The organism is Pseudoalteromonas sp. SCSIO_11900, assembly GCF_000576475.1.
Taxonomy (GTDB): domain Bacteria; phylum Pseudomonadota; class Gammaproteobacteria; order Enterobacterales; family Alteromonadaceae; genus Pseudoalteromonas; species Pseudoalteromonas tetraodonis.
In genome coordinates, this window is record NZ_KK070025.1 from 183,431 (window position 1) to 209,148 (window position 25,718).

Genomic DNA, 25,718 nt, shown 5'->3' on the forward strand with positions numbered 1-25,718 from the left:
AGTAACTACGATGACACCAAAGTAACTAAGATGACACCAAAGCAACTGCGATGACACCAAAATAGGGGGTTGTTTATCAAGCATGGTAGATAGTATTTCGGTATTTCTCCACCTTAAGGTCGTAGTTGAAAGCAGGAATATTGTTCATTCACAATAATGAAAATAAGCACTATTGCGGCAGAAACTCAGTCATAATATTGCTTATTTACACTATTACGAACAATGCGGAATATTAAATAAGGAAAAAGTGAAAGCGTTTTGGACATTCTCTAACCTAGTTACAAAATAGGTATTCACAAGTGATAGTTTTCGTTATACACCCAACGTTTCGTCGTAGTTAAAAATAACTATTTATTAATTACTTATATAAATAAAATTCCATATACTAAAACCTAAGTACGCTTGATAAAACTTGGAGAAATAATGCTGACTGTTTACGTCGATATGGATGATGTTCTTTGTGATTACTCAGCTAAGATCCGCGAGAAAAAAGCTCAATCGCTAGCGACCCCATATCCACAAAGTGAACCTGGTTTTTTTAGAAGCCTAGAACCTTTAGAAGGTGCATTAACCGCTATAGAACAGCTAAGGTCTCGAAAAGATATTGATTTGTATATTTTAACAGCCCCATCCACAAAAAATCCTTTGTCATACTCAGAGAAAAGATTATGGATTGAGGATAAATTTGGGTATGAAATGACTCCTAAACTAATAATTTGCAGCAATAAAGGGCTGCTCAAAGGTGACGTTCTAATTGATGATCATAGCAGTGGACGTGGGCAAGAGCATTTTGAGGGCAAGCTAATTTATTTTGGGCAGAGCGACTACCCAAATTGGAAAGCTGTATTAAAATATTTTGAAGCTCAAATCTAAGTTTCAGTAGCTCATACCTGACAGGCAGGTATGAGCGAATAAGAGACAGTCAGAGTTATCTGGATATCTGGACTTAATTCTACAAAGCGGACGCTTAGCGAACCCGTTCATGCCCTAAAATTGAGGTTAGGCAATTAATTGCACCTTAAGAACGTTTAGCCAACCCGCATTAATTGTATAATGATGTCTCTTCTTCGAAAGAGTGTGTTTATGAGAACCATTGGAAAACTGGCAAAATATTTAGATATCTGTGTTGAAACTATCCGCTTTTATGAGCGCCAAGGTTTAATAGAACAGCCACCAAAACCAGAATCAGGTTATCGAATGTATGGCGAAACTCATGCCAGTCAACTCAAGTTTATTCTCAAAGCTAAAGCATTAGGATTTACCCTAAAAGAGATAGAATCACTGATGTCTTTAAGCAGTAATTGCGCTGAAGTCGAATCGTTGGGCTTACAAAAGCTGCAACTGATTCGAGATAAGATCAGTGATTTAAAGAGGTTGGAAAAAGTAATTCAAGATATGACAGACTCATGCAAAGCCAATCAAGATCCAAAAACCTGCCCAATTATCAATTCGCTTAAGTAGTCATTGACTCCGTACCCATGTACGGAGTTTAAAATACCTCAAAAATAGAGGTAATTATGATTAATAAAATTCTCGATAAAATCGGCTCTGGTGGCGTTTGGCTAGCCGCGCTAAGCTGCACAGCGTGTTTTCCTGCGCTCGGCTCATTAGCATCAGCTCTTGGATTGGGTTTCCTATCACACTTTGAAGGAATTGCTGTTAACACCTTATTGCCCTTGTTTGCTTCACTAGCGTTATTAGTTAATTTCTATAATTGGTATCAACATAAGCATGTGGTAAGAGGCATTTTAAGTGTCATTGGCCCAATTGCAGTATTGTTAACCCTTTATCCATTGTGGCAATACGACTGGAGCACTTACTTATTTTATTTTGGGATCATTTGGATGGTTGTCATGTCAGTGTTGGATATGGTTAAGCCCGTTAAGGAGCCAGTATGCAAGGTATAGAGTTAGAATCAAAGATAACCTGTCCAGAGTGCGGGTTTAGTAAGGTTGAGACTATGCCTACAAACGCTTGTCAGTGGTATTACGAATGCGAAAGCTGTAAAACATTGCTTAAGCCGTTAAAGGGAGATTGTTGCGTTTATTGTTCTTACGGAACAGTAAAGTGTCCTCCTATTCAAGAGGGGAATAGTTGTTGCACTGGTAAATAATTCATTCCCCTGACTGCTTAGTGTCAGGGGAAAGCCTTAATGCAAATTGTTTACTTGGTTCTTCCTGTGGCTGGTAACTTGGCAGAAATAAGTGCCGCTAAACTAATAAAAGCAAACGAAATACCCAAGCAAGCAGCTAACCCGTATAGCTGGAAAACCCAGCCTGACAACACTGTGCCAATTAAACGCCCCATTGCATTTGCCATGTAGTAAAAGCCAACATCTAACGAAACGCCATCGGCATCAGCCATGCTAACAATCAAGTAACTGTGCAGTGAAGAGTTAATGGCAAACAGTACGCCAAATACCATTAAACCAGCAATGAGCAGTGTTTTAACTTCCCAGCTAAAGTATAACGATAAGGCAATACCTAATGTCACCAGTGCCAATAAGCTCGCCCATTTTACGGTTTCAGTGGCAGGAGAAACGCTATCTTTGAAGTTTATTAACTTAGGAGCCATTGATTGCACAATACCGTACCCAATCACCCAAAGGGCTAGGAAGCCGCCTACCGTCCAATGATCCCATTCAAAGGCTTGTGATAAGAATACAGGTAGTGCAACCACAAACCACACATCACGAGCACCAAACAGGAAGAGTCGTGCAGCCGATAAGATATTAATAGAACGACTTTTTGAGAAGATATCAGTGAACTTAGGCTTATTCTTGGCTTTCCCTAAGTCGTTTTTCAAAGCATAAAGGCTGTAACACCAAACAAGAGCCAAAACACCTGCCATTAACAACATTGCGCCGTTGAAGGAAAGCAAAGTTAATAGTAAGCCTCCTAAGAAAAAGCCAACGCCTTTCAGGGCATTCTTAGAGCCTGTTAATACCGCAACCCATTTAAACAATGTGCCTTCTTGTCCAGCAGCAACTAACATCTTAATTGAGCTTTTAGCGCTCATTTTGTTTAAGTCTTTGGCAATGCCTGAAAGCGCTTGTGCAATCATCACATACACGACTGTTAACCATTCAGCAGGAACAGCTAACATCAGTAAAGCGATAATTTGGATAGCCAAGCCAATGTTCATGGTTTTATTTAGCCCTAAACGGGCACCTAAGAAGCCGCCAACTAAATTAGTGACAACGCCAAATATTTCATAAAACAAGAACAACATCGCAATGCTAAGCGGACTATAGCCTAACGCGTGGAAATGAAGCACTACCAACATGCGTAGTGCGCCATCTGTTAAGGTAAATGCCCAGTAGTTACCTGTGACAACAAGGTATTGCTTAATATCGTCTGATAATGATGTCAAGCGCTTCATAGTGTTACATTACCCTTTAATTGATGATCCGACTTTACGAGCAAGTTCAGCCGTTCTATTAGCGTAACCCCACTCGTTGTCATACCATGTGTACAGCTTCACCTGAGTGCCATTAACGACCATTGTTGATAATGCATCGACAACGCTAGAACGTGGGTCGGTTTTATAATCGATAGACACAAGTGGCTTTTCTTCATAACCAAGAATGCCTTTTAATTCGCCCTCAGCCGCTTCTTTCATCCAAGCGTTAATTTCAGCTTCCGTTGTTGGACGCTCAACCTCAAATACACAATCAGTAATTGAAGCATTCGCAAGAGGCACACGTACCGCATGACCATTCAGCTTACCTTTCAACTCTGGGAAAATATGAGTAATCGCCGTTGCCGAACCTGTAGTGGTTGGGATTAAGCTCATGCCACAGGCACGCGCTCTACGTAAATCTTTATGCGGAGCATCTAGAATCGTTTGAGTGTTGGTAATGTCGTGGATAGTCGTCATCGAGCCATGTTTGATGCCGATTTTATCCAGTAACACTTTCACCACTGGTGCTAAGCAGTTTGTGGTGCAAGACGCTGCCGTTACGATTGAGTGCTGTTCAACATCATATAGATGGTCGTTAACCCCCATAACCACATTAAGTACACCTTCTTCTTTTACGGGTGCTGTTACAACGACTTTTTTTACTCCTTGGTCTAAGTAGGCTTGTAGCAACTCAGTTTTCTTCATCTTGCCTGACGCTTCAATGACCAAATCACATTCAGACCAATCCGTATCATTAATTGCTTTGTTTTGCGTTACACGAATGGCTTGACCATAAATTATCACGTTATTGTCATCATGGGTTACATCATGTGACCAAGTACCATGCACAGAATCGTACTTTAATAAATGTGCTAGCGTTTCTGCATTGCCAGCAGGATCGTTGATTTGCACAAACTCAATGTCTTGCCAACCAAAAGCAGCTCTAAGTGTTAAGCGACCCATGCGGCCAAAACCGTTAATACCAATTTTAATTGCCATTGTTAAGCTCCTACTATTTGAAACTCATTGAAAAAAGAAAGTTGTACTGGGTGTGAGAGCGCTTTAGGGCGCATTTTCTGCACTTGTTTAATAATGTCTGCCTTGTCGTAACCTAGTTCAAACATCAGTAGTCCAATGACTAAGCCTGTGCGACCAGAGCCGCCTTTACAATGCACGGCAATGGTGCCTTGATTGCGTAAGATAGATAGCATGTCATCAAGGTTTGATTTGAACGCTGCTGCAAAATCTTCATTTGGTGCATCGTCATCTAAAATAGGTAACTGAAACCATTTAATACCTTGTGCATCACACACTTGAGGAAGGTCTTCGGCTTCATTCTTGTTCATTTCTGCATCGTACATCAGCGTCACAATCGCTTGTGCTCCAGCATCTTTCAATTGTGTAACCGATGTTGTTAAATCAACGTCTTTTGTTCCGGGGCAAGGAGTAAAGATAAAGCTTGCGCCATTATCAAGTGTTAGTATGTCATATGGATGAGTGTGCATAAAAAGCCTCTTAATTATTCGTTAAACCAATGTTTTGTTCTGTTCACAATCGATACGAGAGACAACATAACTGGAACTTCAACCAGAACCCCAACCACGGTCGCCAATGCAGCGCCTGAATGTAAGCCGAAAAGGGAAATAGCTACTGCCACTGCCAATTCAAAGAAGTTAGATGTACCAATCAAACAAGAAGGTGCAGCAATGTTGTGCTTAAGCTTGAGTCTGACCGCGATAAAATAGGCAATAATGAAAATGCCATAGGTTTGCAGGATAAGCGGAATGGCGATTAGCAAGATATTAAGTGGTTGCTCAATAATGGTGTTAGCTTGAAAGCCAAACAGCAAAACGACTGTTGCCAGTAAACCGATAACAGAAAACGGTTTTAACTTCTCTAGCAAACTTGTGATAGCTGCTTCATCGCGACCTGAGCTGTTTAAGTGTTTTCTAGTCAGGATTCCCGCGATTAAAGGGAGCAATACATACAAAATCACCGAGATAAACAAGGTGCCCCAAGGTACATGAATGTCTGTTACACCAAGCAATAACCCCGCAATGGGAGCGAATGCAAAAATCATGATGATGTCGTTCACCGACACCTGAACTAAGGTATAGTTCGCATCACCTTTGGTTAATTGCGACCAGACAAACACCATTGCCGTACAAGGTGCAACCCCCAGTAAAATCATACCAGCGATGTATTCTTGCGCTGTTTCTGGTGATACAAAATCGGCAAATAAGCCTTCGAAGAACAACCAACCTAAAGCAGCCATTGAAAATGGTTTAATAAGCCAGTTGACCACCAAAGTTAATACCAAGCCTTGCGGATTCTTCCCTACTTCCTTAATGGTTGAAAAATCCACTTGCACCATCATTGGGTAGATCATTACCCAAATGAAAACAGCAACAACTACATTTACATGGGCAACTTCAAGCTTTGCAATAGCTTCAAAAAGAGGTGGGTAAACAATCCCCAGCGCCACACCAGCAGCAATTGATATCGCCACCCAAACAGATAAATAACGTTCAAAAATCCCCATAGTTACATTCCTTAATTACAGCAGCTTGCCACACGCGTAGGACGGTCACCCATCGAGTTTAATCTGGCTAGCTCTTGTTCGATAAAAATAGGCTCATTCACGACCGTTGAGGTGATGGTTTGCTTCATCCACGCTGGCAATGTTGGATTGATCGAATAAAACACCCATTGCTGATGCTTTCTGTCAGATAAAATGCCTGTTTTTCGAAGCTGTGCTAGGTGACGGGACACTTTGGGCTGGCTCTCTTCATCTAATGCAGTCATCAACTCACAGACACACGCTTCACCCTCAACCGCAATGATTAAAAGCGTTTTCAAGCGAATATCATCAGCCAGAGCTTTGTAAAAAGTAGTTGGCGTTATTGGCGCTGGCTTTTGCTTTTCTTGTATCAGCAAAAACATTTTGATCCGTTCATTTAGCTCTTGTAGCGTTTTTTCAAACGGGTTGGCATCTCTACGAGAACGAGGCTCAGGGAAATCCCAAGCAAGGCAGTTAGTACCATTGACTCGGCTATCACACTCTTTTGCCGCTTTATCACACAGGGTAATAACAAAATCGAAATGGATATTGCTAACTTCATCAAGGTGTTTTGAGTGTAATCCATCGGTAGGTAACCCAAAGTGCTCGATAGCTGACAAGGTACGACTATCAACACTATTTGGCTCAGTACCAGCACTATAAACCTCGTACTCACCTTTACCATGATGTTTTAGCAACGCCTCAGCCATGATAGACCTAGCTGAGTTTTCAGTGCATAAAAAGAGAACTTTCACGAAATGCTCCATAATGAATTTATTATATAATAAATTTGTTATGTGGCGGTGGCAACAGATATTTTCGAAAAAATGAGTTATGAGTAGTGTTAGTTAGAAGTATAACTGCTAGTACAATACCGCAGTTGGTCAATTGGAGAGCTAAGCCACTGACCTAAATGAATTAGGTAAAACGTCTGTTAATTAGTTTTTATTAGTTGAGCAAAGAATTAAACTGAACGACTCAAAGTGGCACATATGCGACTGTCAGGTTTGTTTGAGTTCTATTATTCAAATCTGACAGTTCAAGTTAAAGGTTATTCATTAAAGCATACCTAAATAGGTTAAACTTAATCAGTTTTTTCGTTCTTTTTAACGTCATGTATAGAGCATAAAACCGTGAAGGTTAAGATTAGTGCGGGAATAAACCAGAGCATTTCAATAGACATTTTCACCCCTCAGAGCTTACTTTCTCATCGTTGCTGATTGAATTCATAGCGTCCACACTCTTTTTTGTCAGTAAATAATATGCATGACAAACACAAACAATAGTAATAATGAACGCGAGAAGAATATAGATACCTAGTGTCACAACGCTTTCCTCACCTCAGCTTTGTTATAGCGAAATACTAACTATTAGTAAGTAACAAATATACTCAATAGTAGCTAGATAGCAATTACTTCCACCCTAAATCAGATAACGTTACCGTTTACATCAACGAGAGTTATCGCATCGATATCATAAATTCCCAGTTCAACGTCTTTATAATGAACATCGTCAGAGAATTGGTAAACAAGTCGCCAATTTAAACCTTTAGTATTCACAGGGTAATAGCCAGTTGCTACCCACTTATTGCCTTTAGCATCAACAGCAACAGCCCCAGGTATAAATCGCTCAGCGGTGTTGTTTAAGCTATCTATCCATTGAGTTTCAGTTTTATAACCTGTTACAACATAACCTTCTTCCTTGGCCGCTCTATTAAGATTGGTATCTCGATACTTTTGTGTTGCTAAATACTCTGGATCGACACAAGGGTTGTCATTTTCGCGCAGAGCTAGGAATTGAATTTCCGATGATGACGCTATGGTTAATCCATATTTATCTTCAATTTTATTGTTGAGCTTGCTTATCGTTTCACGCAACGGAATTTCTTCAATAGTTGGTAAATCATGAAGGTAATCCCACATGTTTTTCTGTATTTTATAGTGATCATGCTCATCACTAATAATCCAGCGTCCATTCTCATCATACAGCGCTTGAACGATCAGATAAATGTCATGTTTGGCAGCTAAAGTTCGACTACTCAAACTTAACTCAACATGGCCGTCTATGAGGTAAAATGCACAAAATCTTGGTGGCGGACAATTAGACTGTTGCTTGTTCTCAATGTGCTCGAAATTATTCAAGGGACTACTACTCTCATTACAAAATAAACTAAAACATATTATTCAAAAACACATTTCCAAAATACAATAAACAGCTTTTCCTGCACTAAATACTTTAATCAAAATAAACAATATTCATATTTGCATCTATTTCAAACTTAAAGCGGTTTTTAATCCAGCTGGGTATCGACAAATTATGTGCTGGTTTAAAAAGAAACAACTCTTCTGGGCTAAAACTGTGGTCGGGATCATCTTCGAATATCATTAGGTCGATTTCAGCATCTTCACAGTAATATTGCTCCAAATCATCTGCTGAAAGCTGTGAAACGATGTCGGTATAAGTTGAGTCACTGTAGCTAACTGCCCACCGCACATAGAACTTTGGTTTAACCATTTTATTCCTCTAATCAATTTACGCATTGGTAACAGGTTAAAGGAAACAAGGTTTCCGAAATACATGAAAATGCCCACCTAAAGGTGGGCATAAATCTATGTGGTAACAGCTGCACTCAAATGTGATTAAGTTTGCCGTTAATTGTATATATGACCATAGAAGGGAAACTTTGTGTTTTCGACTGGCTTAATAGATTAAACAGCTATCTAACAATTAAGTTATCAAAGTGCTTCTTTAGATTGCATGTTGTGATGCTTTTGATTCTTTGTACTTTTTTATTCTCTCATTCATAGTTTTTACATAATGAACATCAGAGTTAAATATAGGGTTTATATACTCAAGAGAGATAAACTTTTTGTAAGATTTGGGTTTACTAAGATAAACATAAATCTTATCTTCGAATTGTTTAGAATGATGATAATCATCTTCATTTAAAGAGCCATACTTGCCCTTAAGTTTCGTTAAAGTAGACTCATATGAGGACTTTTCTATAATATATTCAGCTTTGGCAAAATACCCATCTAATGTATAGGTTATTCTTAACTTTTTGCTTCCAGGTAAGATAGTCGAAGAGTCGTAAATGTCATCCCAATATCTATCATCCTCTTCAATTGCTTTAAGCCCCATTGAACCTAATTTTGCTCTAACTTCGTTTCTCTTAGCACAAAGTAAGTTCGATTGAAACACTACTGTTTTAGCTTTGTTATCACAATCTTTGACCAGCTCCCATCTACTAACAAACTTCGCTCTATCCTCATACTTTTGAGATGTTCCTCCGTATAGACCTGCAGACATTTTTTTGTTAAGTTCTTCAATTATGTTCAACGCTTTCAGAAAGCTACGCTCAATACGATAACCTCTAGCATGTATTTTTGCTAACTCCAAAAACGCCTCTGGCAAGTCATCCTTATATGCTAAAAGTGTATTTTCGTATGTTTTTTCATAGTCAGGCTCAACAAATTCATTACCATAAGCCCCGCGCAGCTTTGCAAGCATCATATTGGCATCTGTATTACCTTTATTAGCTGAAGCTTCGTATAGCAAGGCTGCTTTTTTAACATCTTTATCGAGACCATAAATACCTTTCATGTAAGCAGAAGCAACTGCCGATTGTGCTTCAGGGTCTCCCAATTCAGCAGCTCTCATCATAGTTTCAATATATCGTTTATCATTAGCCTTTTTTTCTGGAGTCCCCCATTGATACATAGATCCCTCTAGGCTAATCAAAATCGCTTTTTCATAATAAGCATCGGGGTTATTTGCTTTGAGTTCTTTGTCTAACCAACGTTTAGCTTTTTCAGGTTGTTTTTCAACAAAGTCAAGCTTAGAACTTCTAGGATTCGAATGATAAAAGATCATCTTCATTTGAGCAGAAGGTAAGCCCTTTTCTGCTAATTCATTATAAATTTTGAAAGCTCTATCTGTAGAGTATTTTTCAATCTCCAGTGCATTTGTAAATTTGGTTTCTAGTTCATTAGCACTCAGAAACAAGGGGGTGATTAACAAAGGAAGGGAAATAAGCTTTATTATATTTTTCATTATTATTCCATTAATGATACAACTGATTTACAACAATCATAGTAATGGAAAAGTTATATTTTTCAATATATTAGTAAAATAAAAGCCAGCAAAATGCTGGCTTAATTTTATAACGAGTCAAAAAACTCTGATACAGAGCAATCAAACAAATGCTGAAAGTGCTGTAATTGCCCCGATTGCAATAAATGCTCTCTGATGAGCCTTTTAAATCGCCTGATCACATAAAAATTTGACCGAACAAAAACGCTGGTGATCGGTCTGTGCTCTTCGGGTAGCAATTCAAATATCCTCACACTCACGACTATAAATTCTTGCGACATTACATAGTTGCGAACGTAATAAATATAGTCCGTACCGCTTTCATAAAGGGCAATATAGTCTTCATCGTTAGCAATACTTGGTTGCTGTTGTGTCAGCTCGATTAATTTTAAGTTAGTGTTCATTGTGGTCTCCTAAATTTTTAACCTCAGAAGTACCTAGTTCCACTATCAGAAAATTTAGTCCTATTTCCCTTTTATATACTTGGCTTCAAGAGTCTTTTTGATCACATAGTAAACCGATATAAAGACCAGCACTGTAGCCGCCCCAACGCCCGCGATAAACATTAAATCAATCATTACGCATCCATTTTGTAGTCGTCTTTAAATTCTAATGGTGTATTACACCACTGCCAAAACGTTTGCTTATTTTGTTTACACTCTTTGTAAACTTTGATGGCCTCATATATGAGGTAGCATAAAAACAATACCCATTCCATATATTTACTCTTCTTAGCTCTTACTTGGCTTTTTAACTTTAATGAAAAAAACTTAGAATCAAAGTGTTTTATAAATTTTCCTCAGCCTGCTCCTTGATATCAATAGAAGCAAATTAAAAGGAGACAGCTTTATGAAAAACAAACCACTAAAAGGCTCATATATGTGCTTTTTAAATGAAGAACTTGGTCGAGCTATTGCGATAACTCAGCGCTCAATCGATGCACAAAACCTAACGAGTAAAAACCTATATAAGTTTGACTGGTATAGCATGTTTGATTATCAACTTGATCACCTACACCCAGCTGAAAAAGACGCACTGGCAAGAATTGCGAAAATACTCGCTGAACTAGCCCTTGAGACCCAAGTTTACGACTCTAGAAAAACAAACTTGCATCAACTAATCATTGCTTTGGATGAATGCGACAGCAACCAAGAGGCTTAATTCCCTGCCGCCGAACTTAATTACTCATGAGGTTTATCAACTAAGGACTTACCCCATGAGTAACAAGACAGAAAATGATCAAACACCTTTTATTCATTTATTTACGAGGAAAACACGAACGCCAGGTCATTGGGATGATCGTTTTAGGGTCTGCTGGTATTTTAATCCAGAAACTTTGGATTACATCTATGAGCACAAGAATGAACAATTTAAAACCAATGGCTTTGTATTGTCTAAGGGCTTGCTAGAACAACTTCCTGAAGAGTTTCAGAAAAAGTTTTTCGAACCGAAAGAACGCGGACTAATATTCTGTGTTTTTGGCGAAATGATGTATGAAAATCTTCAAGCTGGCAGTATTACTGATAGCGAGTTCATATCAACTTTTGGTGTATCTAAGTCTCGTTATTTTAACGAAGAGGCGTTCTCTGAATTTGAGGAAATGATCGATTTTATCTAAGGGCTGAATATCAGCCCTTTTTAAATTTATTAACACTAATTATTACTTTCCAAACCTTAGCTCAACCTTAGAATAAAATAATGTGCCAAAAGCGGATTTTTAACGCTCATTTAAGTAGTCAATACTGTTGGCTACAAAGTGCAGCAGAGCGAAATTTAGTCAACAGTTTTTGTTCTGTTGAAAGTGTGTTATGAACTTTCCTCTGTAACTAAAGTAAGGAATTTTTCACATCGAAGGGAATCAGATATATTTAACAGGTCATTTGGATTTTTCTTCAACTCATTTTGAATATATTGTTTGATTTTTCCAAGTAATTCTTTTCCCGGAGTGAACTCTTCACTGTATGCTTCATACCATTCATTCGCGAGCTGATTCACTGTCGCAATATCAATCTTATCAGATTTATTTAGGCTTAACTCACGCCTTTCTCTAAGTATAAAGTTAGATAATTTTCGAATAGCCTCTTCTCTTAACTCGCTGATAAAAAGTGAATACTTGGCCTTTGCTTCTTCAATTGGTACATCATAAATTTGATTCAAATGTGACGGGACACAAAAATAATTTTCAACTTCTTGATATTTAGTCATGAAGAACAGCAAATCTCTTTTAGCACAGTCCTCAGCAAGTTTCATTACCTCGCGATCTGTATCTAGTTTTTGATCTCTATCTATATGAACAATTACTTTGACACCAGGAATTTGTTTTCTTACAAATCCTTGCAGTATTTTTGCAAAATCTACCTTCGTACAGCCTTCGTATGAATGTAATACAAACTCACTTTCGTTTAATCCATTAGCAATTAAAAAATTTTTAAGAAACTCCTTTTTTTCCGAAACGTTATCAACTTTATCTTCAGTTACAATAATATATTTAAGCTCTTTTTTTGAGAACAAATAGTCCGCGTCCGCAGCTCCGATATCTAATAATATATTACTTCCTTTAACTCCTGATATGGCATTTCCATTTTGAAAGTGAACTACATTTGCTTTATCCTCCAGTGATTCGAGTATATATCTAGAATGAGTGGAAAATACCACTTTTAATTCAGGGTTTTTACTCGTCCGTTTAACCAATTCGTTTGAAAGCAGTTTTTGCTTAGTCGGGTGAATATGTGAGTCAGGTTCATCTAACAAAATAATTTTAGGATCGAAATATTCTATATAGGCAAATATTTGTACAATTTGGAGTAAACCAGTTCCAACCGAATCAAGTGGCAATTTGACATTGTCACTGATTACATAAACATTTATAAATTCAGAGGCGTGTTCATCAAATTCAACTTTTATGTCTATTTTTTCATAAATTGAATTAACAGAATCTTTAAACGATTCCCACTTTTTAGTGTCATTACTAATCGTGTATAAAATATTACGTAGATAGTTATTACTATCTCCACGAGTCGCTGATTTTTTAACTGCTATTGGAACTTCATATTTTTCTAAAATTGGAATACCTGCAATACCTGGAACATAAACACAATATGGTTTTTCAATTTCACTTAACTGGTCACCAAGTTTTTGACCTGTTAGCATTGTTGTAAAACCACCATTTTTTCCGCGAGATATTTGCACAGTAGAAGTAACGCCATCGTTAAAAATAAACTCAATCCAACGCCTGTCTTCTCTTCTTCTAGCGCCAGCTAAAGGTTTACCATGATACAAATATGCTATGTCATTTGTTGGTGTATACAAATATTCACTTGAATCCAGTGATAGTGTCTTTGTTTTATTTTTGATCCAATTACCTTTTTTGAGCTTCAAAGTTTGGCAGCTAGAAACAGCAAATTGAATTCCTTGTATAAAGCTACTTTTTCCTGAGTTATTAGTCCCAATAAATATATTTAAAGGTTCCAAATCGACAGAGACATTTTCAATTTTTTTAAACTTCTTGATTTGTATTTTCATTTGATAAGCATTACTTTCTGATGAACTACTTGTATATAACAATCTTACCCTATAAGCGATTCGGTCATTTTCCTACCTTAAACCGCTTGGAACTTTACTTAGAGAGCTTTTATCATAACAGATAACTTATTGCTATAATTAGCTTTCATCCTTAAAGCTAAAATTTATTAAGGATGAAAACGACTACATTGCTCGCTTTCCTGAACACTCAAGTAACTTTTAGATTAACAACCGAAAACAAATTAGGCGAAGATCTTGTTCTTGCTTATTGTTGCGCATCCGATAGCTGTTTAAGGTATTTACCTAGATTGCAAAAGCGCATGTTACTGATGCTTTTTTTACAATTTGTAATTAGAAAATTCCAATAGAATTCCTCTTAATACGGTACTAGTTATAGTTAAATGCAGGAACCAAAACTTTAACTTTTTCACTATGTCGTTGCCATGCTTTAACGTAACGGCGAACGTATTGAAAATTTGATAAACCTCATATCGAATTTTTACATTGGTTCGACAAGTCACGAGGTAACTTGTTAAGTATGAAGGGTTGCTCATTATGAGCATTTTTGAATACTGAAGCTTAGGTCAAAAATAAGGGAGCATTGCTCCCAAGGACAATGACATTATAGGCCGAACTACTAGCTATCCAACTTGCTCACCAAGAATTTGTCTCCTGTACACCTGTAATAGTGTATTTGCATAATACTTCCAATTTTTACAAATCCCTCTATATGAAGGGAGATCAGTTATAGTTAAGATTGGTTTTTCCACATCTATTCCTTTAGATATTATTTGTCCCGTAATTGCGTTACAAAAATCAGACAGGGAACCAAAAAACTCATAACCAGCTGGAAGCGTTTCTCGTAATTTTAAAACATTATCTGAACATGTGAAGATGTTGGGTGCTCGTAGTACATTACCTAGTTGATACACATCATCTTTTAATTCTAAAAATGGGTTGATATCTTCCTCATACATCCACCCTTTATAAAAATCCCATTTTTCAAGCCACTCTAAATCTTTTTTTGTCAGCACAGTAGGAATGTAATCTCTCAAGGACTTCAAAGAATTTAAGTAGGCATCTCGTTGCGCGTCGTGCCGTTGTTGAAATAAGTTAGGAAAAAAACACCTAAGGGCTTCGTCACTCCATTCAACTAGAGGGTTCATATCGTCCCAATAAAAAATGAAATAATTAAACTTTTTTCCATTAGCTCTTTGATAAATACCTTTATAACCATGCTCTAGTTTGTCAATAAGCCGAGCATCTCTTTTTCCCGTCGTATAGATTAAATAGACATCTATATCGTTAGAGTATTTATCAGTCTTCCTTAGCTCCCCCTTAACAATATTTTCAGTCAACATTCCATTTAAAAGTTTGCATTGAACAACAACCTTTTTACTAATATATGAATTTGGCACTAGGTCTACACCAAACTGACTTTGACCAGAGGAGCCATAATGAATGAAGCCTGTCTTTTCAGATAATACACTTTTGACTTTCTCTGACGCCAAATAAGTACATATATTTTCCCACTCTTGCCATGTATTTATTTTGATTTGGTTCAACTTAAAAACTCCTGTATTAATTTAATTGCCACATATCTGATCTTCAGGCAAAAAGACAAAACATATTTCGTGGCAAGTGCTATTTGAGTATAAGCTATCAAATAAGACCAAGCACTACCCCAGCATCTTTAAATCCATCTAAACGCAGCCGCAAAACAGTGTCTGATGACGACTCTGCCAATGCTGTCAGTTCATCTAATTTTTCTAAATAGCCTTTAACATTGATTTCTGGAGCCTTTGCTTCGTCGGTGAGTTTTCGATCCGAGTTAAACATTAACTCATAAATATGGCTGCACTCATGGGCTTTGAATTTTATGTTATTTTTTAAAATAGCAACTTGTTGGTCTGTGAAGGCAAACTTAGTTGTTGTAAAAATACGTTGATGCGTTTTTTCAATTTGAGTGAGGAACCGTTGACGATGGCTGTGCATATATACTTGGCTATAAAGTCCATCACTTAGCTGAAGTTGTTGGTAGTATTTATCTAATATCCGCTTGCGAAGCTCACCATTTCCTTTGTTTTTTGAATTCGATGTTTCCATTTCAATAGCGACACAGGTCTTTGACTCTGCAAGCCTAACAATACTATCTACCAAACGATCGTCATTCTTACGCTGTTCCAGAATTAATGCTAACTCGCGCTCAGTTGTGAAACCATCTATTTTGTTATCACGAATTAGGTTTATCACCACAAGCTGTATACTGAGATCATGAACCAAGTTACGTTCATTGATTCGGCTTACATCTGACTTTAAATGTAATTCTTGCTGTAATAAAAACTCAGTGCGTCGAATACCTTCGCTCGTTAAAACTATAAAAGCTTGGTCGGTATTCCCAAACGTTTGGTGAACATGTAAAAGCCCTTTACTCTTCATTCTATTTATGAGCTTGTTAACCGCTTCACGTGTTAATGACAGTAACTGTTGAACTACTGTTTTACTGCTCAGACCGAATCGACCAATCCAGGTAATAACAGCATCTTCTCTTATAGAACCGAGTTGGGCTGGGTTAGTAATGTCTGATGTTTTAAAATAGGCTAACGGAAGTTGTAAGTATTTTTCGATTTGTTTCATGCTTTATCCTTGCTTTATTGAAGCTCAATTACCAAGGTTCAAACCATGCCAATTATCAGCATAGGCTAAGCATATGCCTTGCATCATGCTAGGGCTTTGCCTTGCTAAGCAATCTGCTTAACAAACTCAATTTATCCAAATTGAGAAGAACTTCGCTCTTTCAGTAAATCTCTTACACACCAGTGTTTACGCGACTTGTCGCTACACTAGCTCTTCGCACTTCGTTTGTCGGTATTAGATTTACTCGGAGTCAGCTACCGCTGATTAAGCGCCTTCTCACCCGCCATTGTCCAGGGGGAGAGGCATAAATGCACCTGTCCAATTCGGTGCCGCCTTGCGGCTTGGCTGGCTACCACTTAGCTTCGCAGTGATAACCAGTTTTGCTTAAGCAAAATTCGAACGCGCTTAATCTGCGATGCTGACTCCGGCTTCACATCCAGAGCAATTTCATTGCTCTATATGCTACGCGATTTGCTGTTGAGCTTCGCTCAAGCTTTTATTAACTTTTTCATGTTTGAAAAAGTAGTTGGTCACTTCGCTAATTTATTCCCATTCTTAGGCTATACAATCATCTCAACATTAAAAACTAATACGCGATATATAATCTTTTGCTGAAATTTAGAATCAGTTGCAGAACAATACATCAAGAGTAATATATTAAAGGCTATCTGCTTGTTTTCTAAGTGACAAACCTTAATCGTTTTGTTAGTTTATTTGTAATAAATTTAAGTTGGGCAATTTCATAGTTATAAGCAAAACTATGAAAATAAACCGTTCGTAAGAAAAGAAAGCATCAGTCTCTTATTGGTAATACGCGAAGCACTTTTACTCACGAACAAATGGATTTGAAAAGGTATTCGTATGAGTCCAATTAACAAAAAAGCACTAAGCGAAACAGATATCATATCTAAATTCATTATGCCTGCTGTTAAAAAAGCAGGTTGGGATGATATGACGCAAATTCGCCAAGAAGTGAAACTGCGAGACGGTAAAGTCATCGTTCGTGGTATGGCTGCTGCACGTAAAACAGTAAAAAGTGCTGATATTGTTCTTTATCACAAACCTTCTATCCCTTTAGCTGTAATTGAAGCCAAAGCTAATAAACACGAGATTGGCAAAGGAATGCAGCAAGGTTTAGATTATGCCAATTTACTAGATGTGCCATTTATATTTGCCAGTAATGGCGACGGCTTTGTATTTCACGATAAAACCAATCCAGCACAATTAGAGTCAGAAATAACTCTGGAAGACTTCCCACCCCCCGCACAGCTTTGGGATAAATACTGCACATACAAAGGCTACCAACCAGCTCAACTTCCGATAATTACACAAGATTACTATGATGATGGTTCGGGAAAATCTCCACGCTACTATCAGCTACAAGCGATAAACAAAACAGTTGAAGCCGTATCATCAGGCCAAGACCGTATTTTATTGGTCATGGCAACAGGCACAGGTAAAACCTACACGGCTTTTCAAATTATTTGGCGACTATGGAAAGCAAAAGCAAAAAAACGAATATTGTTTTTAGCCGATCGAAACGTATTAGTCGATCAAACTCGTATCAATGACTTTCAGCCCTTTGGTCAAGCGATGACTAAAATCACTGGGAGAAAGGTAGACCCCGCATACGAAGTTCATTTAGCACTATACCAAGCGCTAACGGGCCCAGAAGAAAGCCAAAAAGCATACAAGCAAGTTGACCCAGATTTCTTTGACCTCATCATCATCGATGAGTGCCACAGAGGGAGTGCATCAGAAGATAGCGCTTGGCGAGAAATACTCGAATACTTCAGCTCAGCAACCCAAGTTGGATTAACAGCAACACCAAAAGAGACCGATGAAGTCTCTAATATCGATTACTTTGGCGAGCCTGTTTATCAATATTCATTAAAACAAGGTATTGAAGATGGTTTTTTAGCACCATATAAAGTTGTTCGTGTTGATATAGATGTCGATCTACAAGGTTGGCGACCAACTAAGGGGATGGTCGATAAAAACGGCCATGTAATTGAAGACCGTATCTATAACCAAAAAGATTTTGACCGCACAATGGTAATAGATGAGCGCACGCAGTTAGTGGCAGAAACTATCACCAATTACCTTAAGCGAACGGATCCTATGTCTAAAACCATCGTGTTTTGTAACGACATAGATCACGCTGAGCGAATGCGCCGAGCACTTGTAAACTGTAATCCAGAGCAAGTGGCTAAAAACGATAAGTATGTGATGAAAATCACAGGCGATGACGCAATTGGAAAAGCACAGCTAGACAACTTTATTAACCCTAAAAAGCCGTACCCTGTTATTGCTACTACCTCTGAATTAATGACAACAGGAGTTGATGCCAAAACCTGCAAGCTAGTTGTACTCGATCAAAACATTCAATCCATGACCAAGTTCAAGCAAATTATCGGGCGCGGTACTCGTATTGATGACCGATTTGGCAAGTTATGGTTTACAATCTTAGATTTTAAGAAAGCAACTGAACTATTTGCCGACGAACGATTTGACGGTATTCCAGAAAAAGTAATATCAACAAAACCTGACGATATTAACGATCCCGAATCAGACTTTGATAATGTGATTGAAGATACTGAACCAACCATTGGTGATGAACTTGACGGAATTGGAGAATCAGATGCCGATTATGATTCATCTTCAGATGAGGTTGAAACCGATTATCCATCAGGTGAAATGGGTGGTGATGATTGGGGCGAAGAAGAACAAAAGGTAAACAGATACCACGTCAACGGCGTTTCGGTTAAAAAACTGGGTGAACGTGTTCAATATTATGATGAAGACGGTAAGCTCGTTACCGAATCTTTTAAAGATTACACACGTAAAACCCTCACTAAAACCTTTAGCTCTCTTGATGAGTTTGTAAAACGCTGGGATGAAGCCGAGCGCAAACAAGCTATTATTGACGAACTTGCAGCTGAAGGCATTATTTGGGAAGTTTTAGAGCAAGAAGTAGGGAAAGAATTAGACCCATTTGATATGATCTGCCACGTTGTTTTTGACCAACCGCCTCTAACGCGCAAAGAACGCGCAAACAATGTTAAAAAGCGCAATTACTTCACCAAATATGGCGACCTAGCCCAAACTGTGCTTGATGAACTGTTAAACAAGTACAGTGATGAAGGCGTTACAGCCATTGAAAGTAAAGATGCCCTTAAAACAGGAAAAGTGGTGGAGCTTGGCCGCCCGTTAGAACTAGCCAAAAAAGGCTTCGGCGGCGCAAAGCAATACGAAGCGGCAATTACCGAATTAGAAAAAGCAATTTACGAAGCTATACCTGAAAAACAAGCCTAACACTAAATATTAAAGTGTCGCCTTACAAAGGCTAAAAGGGAATTCAGTTAGCTAGTAGTACAAGAAGCCCAGAATTAGAGAATACAATTTAATGTCAATTAGTACAGTTATAAAATCGATTCAAGACATCATGCGCAAAGATGCAGGTGTTGATGGTGATGCACAGCGTTTAGGTCAGTTATCCTGGTTACTCTTCTTAAAGATTTTCGACGCACAAGAAGAAGAGCTTGAATTTGAATTGGACGACTATCGTGAGCCAATTCCAGAGCAATACCTATGGCGTAACTGGGCGGCTAATTCTGAAGGGATCACAGGTGACGAATTACTAGAATTTATTAACGACGATTTATTTCCAACTTTAAAAAACTTCACAGCGCCAATTGACAAAAATCCACGTGGTTTCGTTGTTAGAGAAGCATTTTCTGATGCATTTAACTACATGAAAAATGGTACGTTACTTCGTCAAGTCATCAATAAACTCAATGAAGTAGATTTTACTGATTCTAAAGAGCGCCATTTATTCGGTGATATCTACGAACAAATCTTGCGAGACCTGCAAAGTGCAGGTAATGCAGGTGAATTCTACACCCCGCGTGCGGTAACACGCTTTATGGTAAACCGTATTGATCCTAAGTTAGGTGAGCAAGTGTTCGACCCAGCTTGTGGTACGGGTGGTTTCCTTGCTTGCTCGGTGGATCACGTAAAAAATAACTATGTGAAAACAGGTGCTGATCACAAAACGCTGCAAAGCCAAATTCACGGAGTTGAAAAGAAACAGCTACCGCATTTATTAGCCACAACCAACATGATGCTGCACGGAATCGAAGTACCTGTGCAAGTTAAGCATGGCAATACCTTAAACAAACCACTCTCAAGCTGGGATAGCGACTTCGACGTTATTGTGACCAACCCGCCATTCGGTGGCACGGAAGAAGACGGTATTGAACAAAACTTCCCTGCGGAAATGCAAACTCGTGAAACGGCAGACTTATTCTTACAGCTAATCGTCGAGGTGTTAAAAGACGGTGGCCGTGCAGCAGTAGTATTACCAGACGGCACATTGTTTGGCGAAGGTGTTAAGACCAAAATCAAAAAGTTATTAACCGAAGAATGTAATCTTCACACTATCTTAAGATTACCGAATGGGGTATTTAACCCGTATACGGGTATTAAAACCAACATCCTATTTTTCACTAAAGGCCAGCCAACAAAAGATATCTGGTTCTATGAACACCCATATCCAGAAGGCGTTAAAAACTACTCTAAAACTAAGCCAATGAAGTTTGAAGAATTTGAAACTGAAATTGAGTGGTGGGGTGAAGAAAGTAATGGTTTTTCTGGCCGCGTTGAAAATGAACAAGCTTGGAAAGTGTCAATTGAAGAAGTGATTGAACGTAACTTCAACTTAGATATTAAAAACCCACATGTCGGTGAGCAAATAAGCCATGATCCAGGTGAGCTGCTTGAGCAATATCAAACGCAACAAAAAGAGATTCAACAACTACGTGACCAACTAAAAGGTATTCTGGCTGATGCACTTTCATCAAATGATGAGGGTAAAGCTTAATGTCTGTAGAAAGCGTTATTACTGAAAATCTCGATATTTGGACATCGGCAATTAAGACCAAATCTGTATCAGGCAGAGGCAGCTCAAATAAGCATGAATTATATGGGATTAGAAGACTTAAAAGTCTGATTTTAGATCTGGCTGTCAGAGGCAAACTCACGAATCAAGATCCAGAAGATGGTAGTGCTAGTGAGCTGTTACAGAATATTGAAGTTGAAAAAAAGCAACTCCTTTCCAGTGGGAAATTAAAGAAAGCGCCGCAGTTACCAACAATTACTGAAGATGAATTAAAAGTGCAAGCTCCAGCTTCTTGGGAATTCGTGCGTTTAGGTAATACGGTAGAGGTATTGGATAAATTGAGAAAACCAATATCTAAAAACAATCGGGTAGAAGGTGAATATCCGTATTACGGCGCTTCAGGTATTGTAGATTACATAAATCAATATATCTTCGATGAAGATATAGTCTTAGTGGGTGAAGATGGTGCTAAATGGGGCGCTGGTGATTCAACGGCTTTTAAAGTATCAGGCAAATCATGGGTAAACAACCATGCCCATGTTTTAAGAACTTTCAAAACAGTTGTTTTAGATGATTATTTGATCATATGCCTAACTCAACAAGATTTAAGCGAATACATTACTGGAATAACAGTTCCAAAGTTAAATCAAGCTAAACTGAATTCGATTATCTACCCTTTACCACCTATTCGTGAACAAAAAAGAATAATAACTAAAGTTAAAGAACTTATGGACTTGTGTGATCAACTTGAATCACAAACAGAATCAAGTATCGAAGCGCATAAAACATTGGTTGAAACATTATTGGCAACGCTTACCAACGCCAAAGACGCTGATGAGCTAAACGAAAGCTGGCAACGTATTAGCGAACACTTCGACACCTTGTTCTCCACCGAAGACAGCATCGACCAACTAAAACAAACGATCCTGCAACTCGCTGTAATAGGTAAATTAGTAAAACAAGACCCTAACGATGAACCAGCATCCGCATTGTTAGAAAGGATCGCTGAAGAAAAAGAACAGTTAATCAAAGATAAGAAAATAAAAAAACAAAAAACACCTGCGCCTATAACAGAAGCTGACAAACCTTTTGACTTACCTGACAGTTGGGAATGGACTCCGTTTGGTACTTTAATTCAATCATTTGCCAACGGTTTGTATAAACCAAGTAAATTTTATACTGATGACGGCTGCATATCATTGAGAATGTATAATATTCAGCAAGGTAAAATCGTGTTTGACGATGCTCGAAGGGTAGAAGTAACTTCAGAAGAGCTTGAGACTTATAAATTAGAAGCTAATGACTTGTTGATCAACCGAGTCAACAGTAAAGAGCTAGTAGGAAAAACAGCTATTATTCCAGAGCACTCAGAAGATTTATTGTATGAAAGCATGAACATGCGAGCTAAACCTTTCAAAAGTCACTTATCTTCTGAGTATCTTAACATATTTATGATGAGCGCGATTGCCACGAAAGAAATCGCTTCATTTGCTAAAGAAGCGATTGGTCAAGCGTCAATAAACCAAGGGCAAGTAAGCTCTATACCTACTCCATTGCCACCTTTTAATGAACAGAAAAAGATTTGTGAAATGGTAGATAGCTTATTTGCTATTTGTGACCGTCTCAATAACGAGATTCTTTCTTCTAAAGAAATAAAGAGTAATTTAGCTGACAGCTTAAAGCTTGAAGAGTTGGCCTAGTTAAGGAAAGTAAATGGAATTACTACAGGTTATATTTAGCCTAAACAAAACTGCTGAGCATGTTCCTCTGGAAGGTCAAGTGATCATTTCACCCGCTGAAACGTCTTGGAACGACTTCGGGTATAAAATTAAGTGCGAATTCAAGGTTTGTATATCTAAAAATCATAGACCGATGGAAGGGAGTATGCTCATTGGTTTTATGGCACCAGACAATATTGAAGAAGAGGAGGAATCTCTATTTTATGAAAAAAGAGAAACCTTATCTGAGCACCTGAAAAAGACCAAACAAGAGGTTGTTTATTCGGAAGACCTTCCTCCATTTTTTACCTTGCTACCTGACATGCAAAGCTACCGAGACCTATACGACGAGTTTGGCCGTGAAGGAGTTGAACTATTTTTGCGCTCAGTAAACGACCTTTCTCAATATAAAGAGACTGATGAAAAGTGGGTAAAAAAAGCCATTGATACTGAAGTGTTTAAACTCGGCTTTATGCGTAACTCGGAACCGTTCTTTGCTTATCATAATGCCAACAGTATTGTTATTGGTGAAGAACTAAAAATTGATAGTGCGATATCCAATTCGTTGGAACTTAAGTTCCAACTGGATGGCTTTGATGAGCCTCACCAGCTGTCATTAGAATACAATCACCAAAGTATTATACCAAAGCGAATATTTGTACTTATTGGCAAAAATGGGGTTGGCAAAAGCGAATCTCTAAAGGCATTTTGTCGTGGTGCGCTTCAATACAAAGATAAAGGTTTGTCACTAGTTGATGATGACGGCAAACGACCTCTTATTAACCGCATTATCGCGATAGCGACACCTGGAGAAACAACGAATACGTTTCCACCAGAGAGAAGAACTACTCAAAAACTTTACTATAGACGGTTAAACCTGACTCGAAAAGGGACACATAATATTGGCGATTGCCTAGTACAATTAGCAAGAAGTGAAGATGAGATTGGGGAATATTCGCGAAAAGAGCTTTTTTTAGATGCCCTTGCTGAAGCTGGCTTAGACCCAAGAGCAATTCGAGTGCAATTAAAATCTGAACGCTCCGTAAGTGTAAGTAGTTTTTTATATGGCGGTGGTGAACAAGATTCCTTGATGCGTTGGGCTAGTATTGAGCACAACCTCGACCCTAAATTAAAAAGAGGGGACGGACTCTATCCGCTTAGTAGTGGTCAGTTAACTTTCTTTAAGTTTGCATTACTGAGTTGCTTGTTCATTGAAAACGGTACGTTTGTACTAATGGATGAACCAGAAACACACATGCACCCTAACATGATTGTTGATTTCATAGGGCTACTAGACTTCTTACTAGAAAAAACAGGCTCTCAGGCACTTATCGCTACTCATTCAGCCTACTTTGTTCGTGAAGTACCTAATGAACAGGTAGCAGTGCTCTCATTATCAGATAATAGACTAGTGACCGACAAACCAAGGCTACCAACATTTGGAGCAACGGTAGATTCTATTTCACAGTTTATCTTTCAGGAAGATACTGAAATAAGACTTTCAGAAAAGCTCTACGAGAAAGTGAAAGACAAGAACTTTGCTGATATAGAAGAACAACTTGGTAATGAAATATCACTATCAGCTTTAATGCGATTGAAGCGCATGATGGAGGCTTAATTTTGAAAAAGCTTCCTTTACCAGCAACGGATGACAGACAAAAAACTACAGCAAATTCCAACAACGACCTCTTAGGTGAAACAAGCTATCCTTACCTAAAAAACGAATTGCAAGATATTCTCAATGGATATGTAGATTATGATGCAAACAATGGCAATGCGTTTAATGTTGCTCCAGTCAACATCACTGATGCTCTAGCGGATGGTTTAAAGAAGAACTATAAATCGCCACCTAAAGATTTAAAGTTTATAAATGACCTAAGAGAATCATCACCTATTGTTTGCCCAATGTGTGGCTCTTTGGGCACTGGAACTCTAGATCATTTGTTTCCAAAAGAGGATTATCCAGAATTTGCTGTTTATTCAAAAAATCTAGTGCCCGCTTGTGATTGCAATATAAAAAGACGCACCAACTTAAAGGATGGAAATAGGCGAGTATTACACCCGTATTATGACAATGTATTAAGTCAAAGGCTTATATCTTGTGATATATCTCAAGATCCAGCATTTCCAATGGCAAAAATTAAAATTAAGTATGCACAGCCTAATCTCCCTGAAATTGACAGTATCAAGTTTCATGCAGAAAAAGTCATATTACCTTCAGGCTTAATTGGCTGGTTAGAGGGACAATGGGACTCGCTTGTTAAAGATCCAAGTTTGAGTATTCATACCTTGCCAGATGAAAACATAGCATCCGTTGCAGAGTTTGAGCGTTACCTGAATAGTGCGTTATCAAAATATGATAGGAAATTTGAAACTCCAAACAATTGGTACTCGATATTTTTTCATGGATTGCTAAATTCTCGCGGTGTAGTCAACTTCTTATATACTAAGCACAACTTAATTTACCCATAGCATTGAGACAGCTACCTTAGAAACAAAGAGCCAAACTTTCCCCTTCAAGAAGCTATTTAGTCATGCAGGACATTACAATAGGAGGACTGCATGACTTCAAATCAAAGGCTTAAATTGTTTTTCATTAGTGAATTGGCAACGATCTTCAAGATATTATCAACTGTGATTTTAATCACCATCGTTCTTGAACGAGTTGTTGGTATGGAGCTACATGAATCGTATCCATTTCAAGGTGGATATGCCCTCATAGCTTGGTTTTTAACAAGCTTATTGGAACTTAGTCTGAGGATTTTCAAACTCAAACTTAAGAAAAAGTATCGACCATAATCTAAAGCGCTCCATTGAGCGCTTTTTTTGTTTGCATTCAATATGAAATTCATTAACGTCAAATGGTGACAGCAGAAACACAAGGATT

24 protein-coding genes are annotated in these 25,718 nt (G+C 38.1%); 12 read left to right on the forward strand and 12 right to left on the reverse strand.

What is annotated here, in order from left to right; all coding sequences use genetic code 11:
* Nucleotides 1-423 precede the first annotated feature (423 nt).
* The 4 genes from BG00_RS15090 to BG00_RS18280 all read left to right on the forward strand — a co-directional run bounded on the left by BG00_RS15090 (nt 424) and on the right by BG00_RS18280 (nt 2,113).
* Complete coding sequence (locus BG00_RS15090) at nt 424-873, forward strand: 5' nucleotidase, NT5C type (RefSeq protein WP_036983711.1); 450 nt, start codon at nt 424-426, stop codon at nt 871-873.
* Nucleotides 874-1,083: 210 nt separating this feature from the next.
* Nucleotides 1,084-1,461, forward strand: a complete 378-nt coding sequence (locus BG00_RS15095; protein WP_036983712.1) for a MerR family transcriptional regulator — start codon at nt 1,084-1,086, stop codon at nt 1,459-1,461.
* 56 nt (nt 1,462-1,517) lie between these two features.
* Nucleotides 1,518-1,907, forward strand: coding sequence for an organomercurial transporter MerC (gene merC / locus BG00_RS15100; protein ID WP_036983713.1), 390 nt, complete (start codon nt 1,518-1,520; stop codon nt 1,905-1,907).
* Nucleotides 1,895-2,113, forward strand: a complete 219-nt coding sequence (locus tag BG00_RS18280; protein WP_081762927.1) for a GDCCVxC domain-containing (seleno)protein — start codon at nt 1,895-1,897, stop codon at nt 2,111-2,113. Before merC ends, BG00_RS18280 begins: the two co-directional genes overlap by 13 nt.
* A 50-nt stretch (nt 2,114-2,163) precedes the next feature.
* Here BG00_RS18280 and arsJ read toward each other — a convergent pair whose 3' ends face one another.
* The 9 genes from arsJ to BG00_RS15145 all read right to left on the reverse strand — a co-directional run bounded on the left by arsJ (nt 2,164) and on the right by BG00_RS15145 (nt 10,458).
* The gene (gene arsJ, locus BG00_RS15105) at nt 2,164-3,381 is read right to left on the reverse strand and encodes an organoarsenical effux MFS transporter ArsJ (RefSeq protein ID WP_036983714.1); all 1,218 of its coding nucleotides are present in this window, start codon (nt 3,379-3,381) and stop codon (nt 2,164-2,166) included.
* Nucleotides 3,382-3,390: 9 nt separating this feature from the next.
* Nucleotides 3,391-4,401, reverse strand: coding sequence for an ArsJ-associated glyceraldehyde-3-phosphate dehydrogenase (locus BG00_RS15110; protein WP_036983715.1), 1,011 nt, complete (start codon nt 4,399-4,401; stop codon nt 3,391-3,393).
* A gap of 2 nt (nt 4,402-4,403) precedes the next feature.
* Entirely contained in the window at nt 4,404-4,907 is a 504-nt protein-coding gene (locus BG00_RS15115) for a cyclin-dependent kinase inhibitor 3 family protein (protein ID WP_016898911.1), read from the reverse strand.
* 14 nt (nt 4,908-4,921) lie between these two features.
* The gene (gene arsB, locus BG00_RS15120) at nt 4,922-5,944 is read right to left on the reverse strand and encodes an ACR3 family arsenite efflux transporter (RefSeq protein ID WP_028835005.1); all 1,023 of its coding nucleotides are present in this window, start codon (nt 5,942-5,944) and stop codon (nt 4,922-4,924) included.
* An 11-nt stretch (nt 5,945-5,955) separates the two neighbouring features.
* A complete protein-coding gene (locus BG00_RS15125; RefSeq protein WP_190276284.1) occupies nt 5,956-6,729 on the reverse strand; it encodes a metalloregulator ArsR/SmtB family transcription factor in 774 nt (257 codons plus the stop codon).
* A gap of 660 nt (nt 6,730-7,389) precedes the next feature.
* Nucleotides 7,390-8,103, reverse strand: coding sequence for a hypothetical protein (locus tag BG00_RS15130; protein WP_036983717.1), 714 nt, complete (start codon nt 8,101-8,103; stop codon nt 7,390-7,392).
* A 94-nt stretch (nt 8,104-8,197) separates the two neighbouring features.
* Nucleotides 8,198-8,476, reverse strand: coding sequence for a hypothetical protein (locus tag BG00_RS15135; protein ID WP_036983718.1), 279 nt, complete (start codon nt 8,474-8,476; stop codon nt 8,198-8,200).
* A 234-nt stretch (nt 8,477-8,710) separates the two neighbouring features.
* The gene (locus tag BG00_RS15140) at nt 8,711-10,015 is read right to left on the reverse strand and encodes a tetratricopeptide repeat protein (RefSeq protein WP_036983719.1); all 1,305 of its coding nucleotides are present in this window, start codon (nt 10,013-10,015) and stop codon (nt 8,711-8,713) included.
* 107 nt (nt 10,016-10,122) lie between these two features.
* Nucleotides 10,123-10,458 carry a hypothetical protein gene (locus tag BG00_RS15145; RefSeq protein WP_036983720.1) on the reverse strand — a complete coding sequence of 112 codons (336 nt, stop codon included), beginning with the start codon at nt 10,456-10,458 and terminating at the stop codon, nt 10,123-10,125.
* A 445-nt stretch (nt 10,459-10,903) separates the two neighbouring features.
* Here BG00_RS15145 and BG00_RS15150 point away from each other — a divergent pair, with 445 nt between their 5' ends.
* Nucleotides 10,904-11,215 carry a hypothetical protein gene (locus tag BG00_RS15150; protein ID WP_036983721.1) on the forward strand — a complete coding sequence of 104 codons (312 nt, stop codon included), beginning with the start codon at nt 10,904-10,906 and terminating at the stop codon, nt 11,213-11,215.
* 55 nt (nt 11,216-11,270) lie between these two features.
* Nucleotides 11,271-11,672 (forward strand): hypothetical protein, encoded by a 402-nt coding sequence (locus tag BG00_RS15155; protein WP_036983722.1) that lies wholly within the window; start codon nt 11,271-11,273, stop codon nt 11,670-11,672.
* Nucleotides 11,673-11,860: 188 nt separating this feature from the next.
* Here the strand turns inward: BG00_RS15155 and BG00_RS15160 are convergent, their stop codons facing one another.
* The 3 genes from BG00_RS15160 to BG00_RS15170 form a co-directional block, all read right to left on the reverse strand.
* Nucleotides 11,861-13,576: an ATP-dependent nuclease gene (locus tag BG00_RS15160; RefSeq protein WP_036983723.1), complete on the reverse strand. Its 1,716-nt coding sequence runs from the start codon at nt 13,574-13,576 to the stop codon at nt 11,861-11,863.
* Between the two features lie 641 nt (nt 13,577-14,217).
* Nucleotides 14,218-15,141: a hypothetical protein gene (locus BG00_RS15165; RefSeq protein WP_036983724.1), complete on the reverse strand. Its 924-nt coding sequence runs from the start codon at nt 15,139-15,141 to the stop codon at nt 14,218-14,220.
* Between the two features lie 97 nt (nt 15,142-15,238).
* Nucleotides 15,239-16,213, reverse strand: coding sequence for a hypothetical protein (locus BG00_RS15170; RefSeq protein ID WP_036983725.1), 975 nt, complete (start codon nt 16,211-16,213; stop codon nt 15,239-15,241).
* Nucleotides 16,214-17,074: 861 nt separating this feature from the next.
* Here BG00_RS15170 and hsdR point away from each other — a divergent pair.
* From hsdR to BG00_RS15200, 6 genes are all read left to right on the forward strand, one after another.
* Nucleotides 17,075-19,528, forward strand: a complete 2,454-nt coding sequence (gene hsdR / locus BG00_RS15175; protein WP_036983726.1) for an EcoAI/FtnUII family type I restriction enzme subunit R — start codon at nt 17,075-17,077, stop codon at nt 19,526-19,528.
* 91 nt (nt 19,529-19,619) lie between these two features.
* Nucleotides 19,620-21,095, forward strand: a complete 1,476-nt coding sequence (locus tag BG00_RS15180; protein WP_036983727.1) for an N-6 DNA methylase — start codon at nt 19,620-19,622, stop codon at nt 21,093-21,095.
* The gene (locus BG00_RS15185) at nt 21,095-22,813 is read left to right on the forward strand and encodes a restriction endonuclease subunit S (protein ID WP_036983729.1); all 1,719 of its coding nucleotides are present in this window, start codon (nt 21,095-21,097) and stop codon (nt 22,811-22,813) included. Before BG00_RS15180 ends, BG00_RS15185 begins: the two co-directional genes overlap by 1 nt.
* A gap of 13 nt (nt 22,814-22,826) precedes the next feature.
* The gene (locus BG00_RS15190) at nt 22,827-24,449 is read left to right on the forward strand and encodes an AAA family ATPase (RefSeq protein WP_036983730.1); all 1,623 of its coding nucleotides are present in this window, start codon (nt 22,827-22,829) and stop codon (nt 24,447-24,449) included.
* 2 nt (nt 24,450-24,451) lie between these two features.
* A complete protein-coding gene (locus BG00_RS15195) occupies nt 24,452-25,303 on the forward strand; it encodes a hypothetical protein (RefSeq protein WP_036983731.1) in 852 nt (283 codons plus the stop codon).
* A 90-nt stretch (nt 25,304-25,393) separates the two neighbouring features.
* Nucleotides 25,394-25,630 carry a hypothetical protein gene (locus BG00_RS15200; RefSeq protein ID WP_036972360.1) on the forward strand — a complete coding sequence of 79 codons (237 nt, stop codon included), beginning with the start codon at nt 25,394-25,396 and terminating at the stop codon, nt 25,628-25,630.
* Nucleotides 25,631-25,718 lie beyond the last annotated feature (88 nt).

Coding starts and splice junctions, on each gene's coding strand:
- BG00_RS15140 (WP_036983719.1), bottom strand. CDS start 10,015: ATGAAAAATATAATAAAGCTTATTTCCCTTCCTTTGTTAATCACCCCC.
- BG00_RS15125 (WP_190276284.1), bottom strand. CDS start 6,729: ATGGAGCATTTCGTGAAAGTTCTCTTTTTATGCACTGAAAACTCAGCT.
- merC (WP_036983713.1), top strand. CDS start 1,518: ATGATTAATAAAATTCTCGATAAAATCGGCTCTGGTGGCGTTTGGCTA.
- BG00_RS15170 (WP_036983725.1), bottom strand. CDS start 16,213: ATGAAACAAATCGAAAAATACTTACAACTTCCGTTAGCCTATTTTAAA.
- BG00_RS15135 (WP_036983718.1), bottom strand. CDS start 8,476: ATGGTTAAACCAAAGTTCTATGTGCGGTGGGCAGTTAGCTACAGTGAC.
- BG00_RS18280 (WP_081762927.1), top strand. CDS start 1,895: ATGCAAGGTATAGAGTTAGAATCAAAGATAACCTGTCCAGAGTGCGGG.
- BG00_RS15110 (WP_036983715.1), bottom strand. CDS start 4,401: ATGGCAATTAAAATTGGTATTAACGGTTTTGGCCGCATGGGTCGCTTA.
- BG00_RS15150 (WP_036983721.1), top strand. CDS start 10,904: ATGAAAAACAAACCACTAAAAGGCTCATATATGTGCTTTTTAAATGAA.
- BG00_RS15200 (WP_036972360.1), top strand. CDS start 25,394: ATGACTTCAAATCAAAGGCTTAAATTGTTTTTCATTAGTGAATTGGCA.
- BG00_RS15115 (WP_016898911.1), bottom strand. CDS start 4,907: ATGCACACTCATCCATATGACATACTAACACTTGATAATGGCGCAAGC.
- arsJ (WP_036983714.1), bottom strand. CDS start 3,381: ATGAAGCGCTTGACATCATTATCAGACGATATTAAGCAATACCTTGTT.
- BG00_RS15190 (WP_036983730.1), top strand. CDS start 22,827: ATGGAATTACTACAGGTTATATTTAGCCTAAACAAAACTGCTGAGCAT.
- BG00_RS15160 (WP_036983723.1), bottom strand. CDS start 13,576: ATGAAAATACAAATCAAGAAGTTTAAAAAAATTGAAAATGTCTCTGTC.
- arsB (WP_028835005.1), bottom strand. CDS start 5,944: ATGGGGATTTTTGAACGTTATTTATCTGTTTGGGTGGCGATATCAATT.
- BG00_RS15145 (WP_036983720.1), bottom strand. CDS start 10,458: ATGAACACTAACTTAAAATTAATCGAGCTGACACAACAGCAACCAAGT.
- BG00_RS15185 (WP_036983729.1), top strand. CDS start 21,095: ATGTCTGTAGAAAGCGTTATTACTGAAAATCTCGATATTTGGACATCG.
- BG00_RS15095 (WP_036983712.1), top strand. CDS start 1,084: ATGAGAACCATTGGAAAACTGGCAAAATATTTAGATATCTGTGTTGAA.
- hsdR (WP_036983726.1), top strand. CDS start 17,075: ATGAGTCCAATTAACAAAAAAGCACTAAGCGAAACAGATATCATATCT.
- BG00_RS15155 (WP_036983722.1), top strand. CDS start 11,271: ATGAGTAACAAGACAGAAAATGATCAAACACCTTTTATTCATTTATTT.
- BG00_RS15090 (WP_036983711.1), top strand. CDS start 424: ATGCTGACTGTTTACGTCGATATGGATGATGTTCTTTGTGATTACTCA.
- BG00_RS15180 (WP_036983727.1), top strand. CDS start 19,620: ATGTCAATTAGTACAGTTATAAAATCGATTCAAGACATCATGCGCAAA.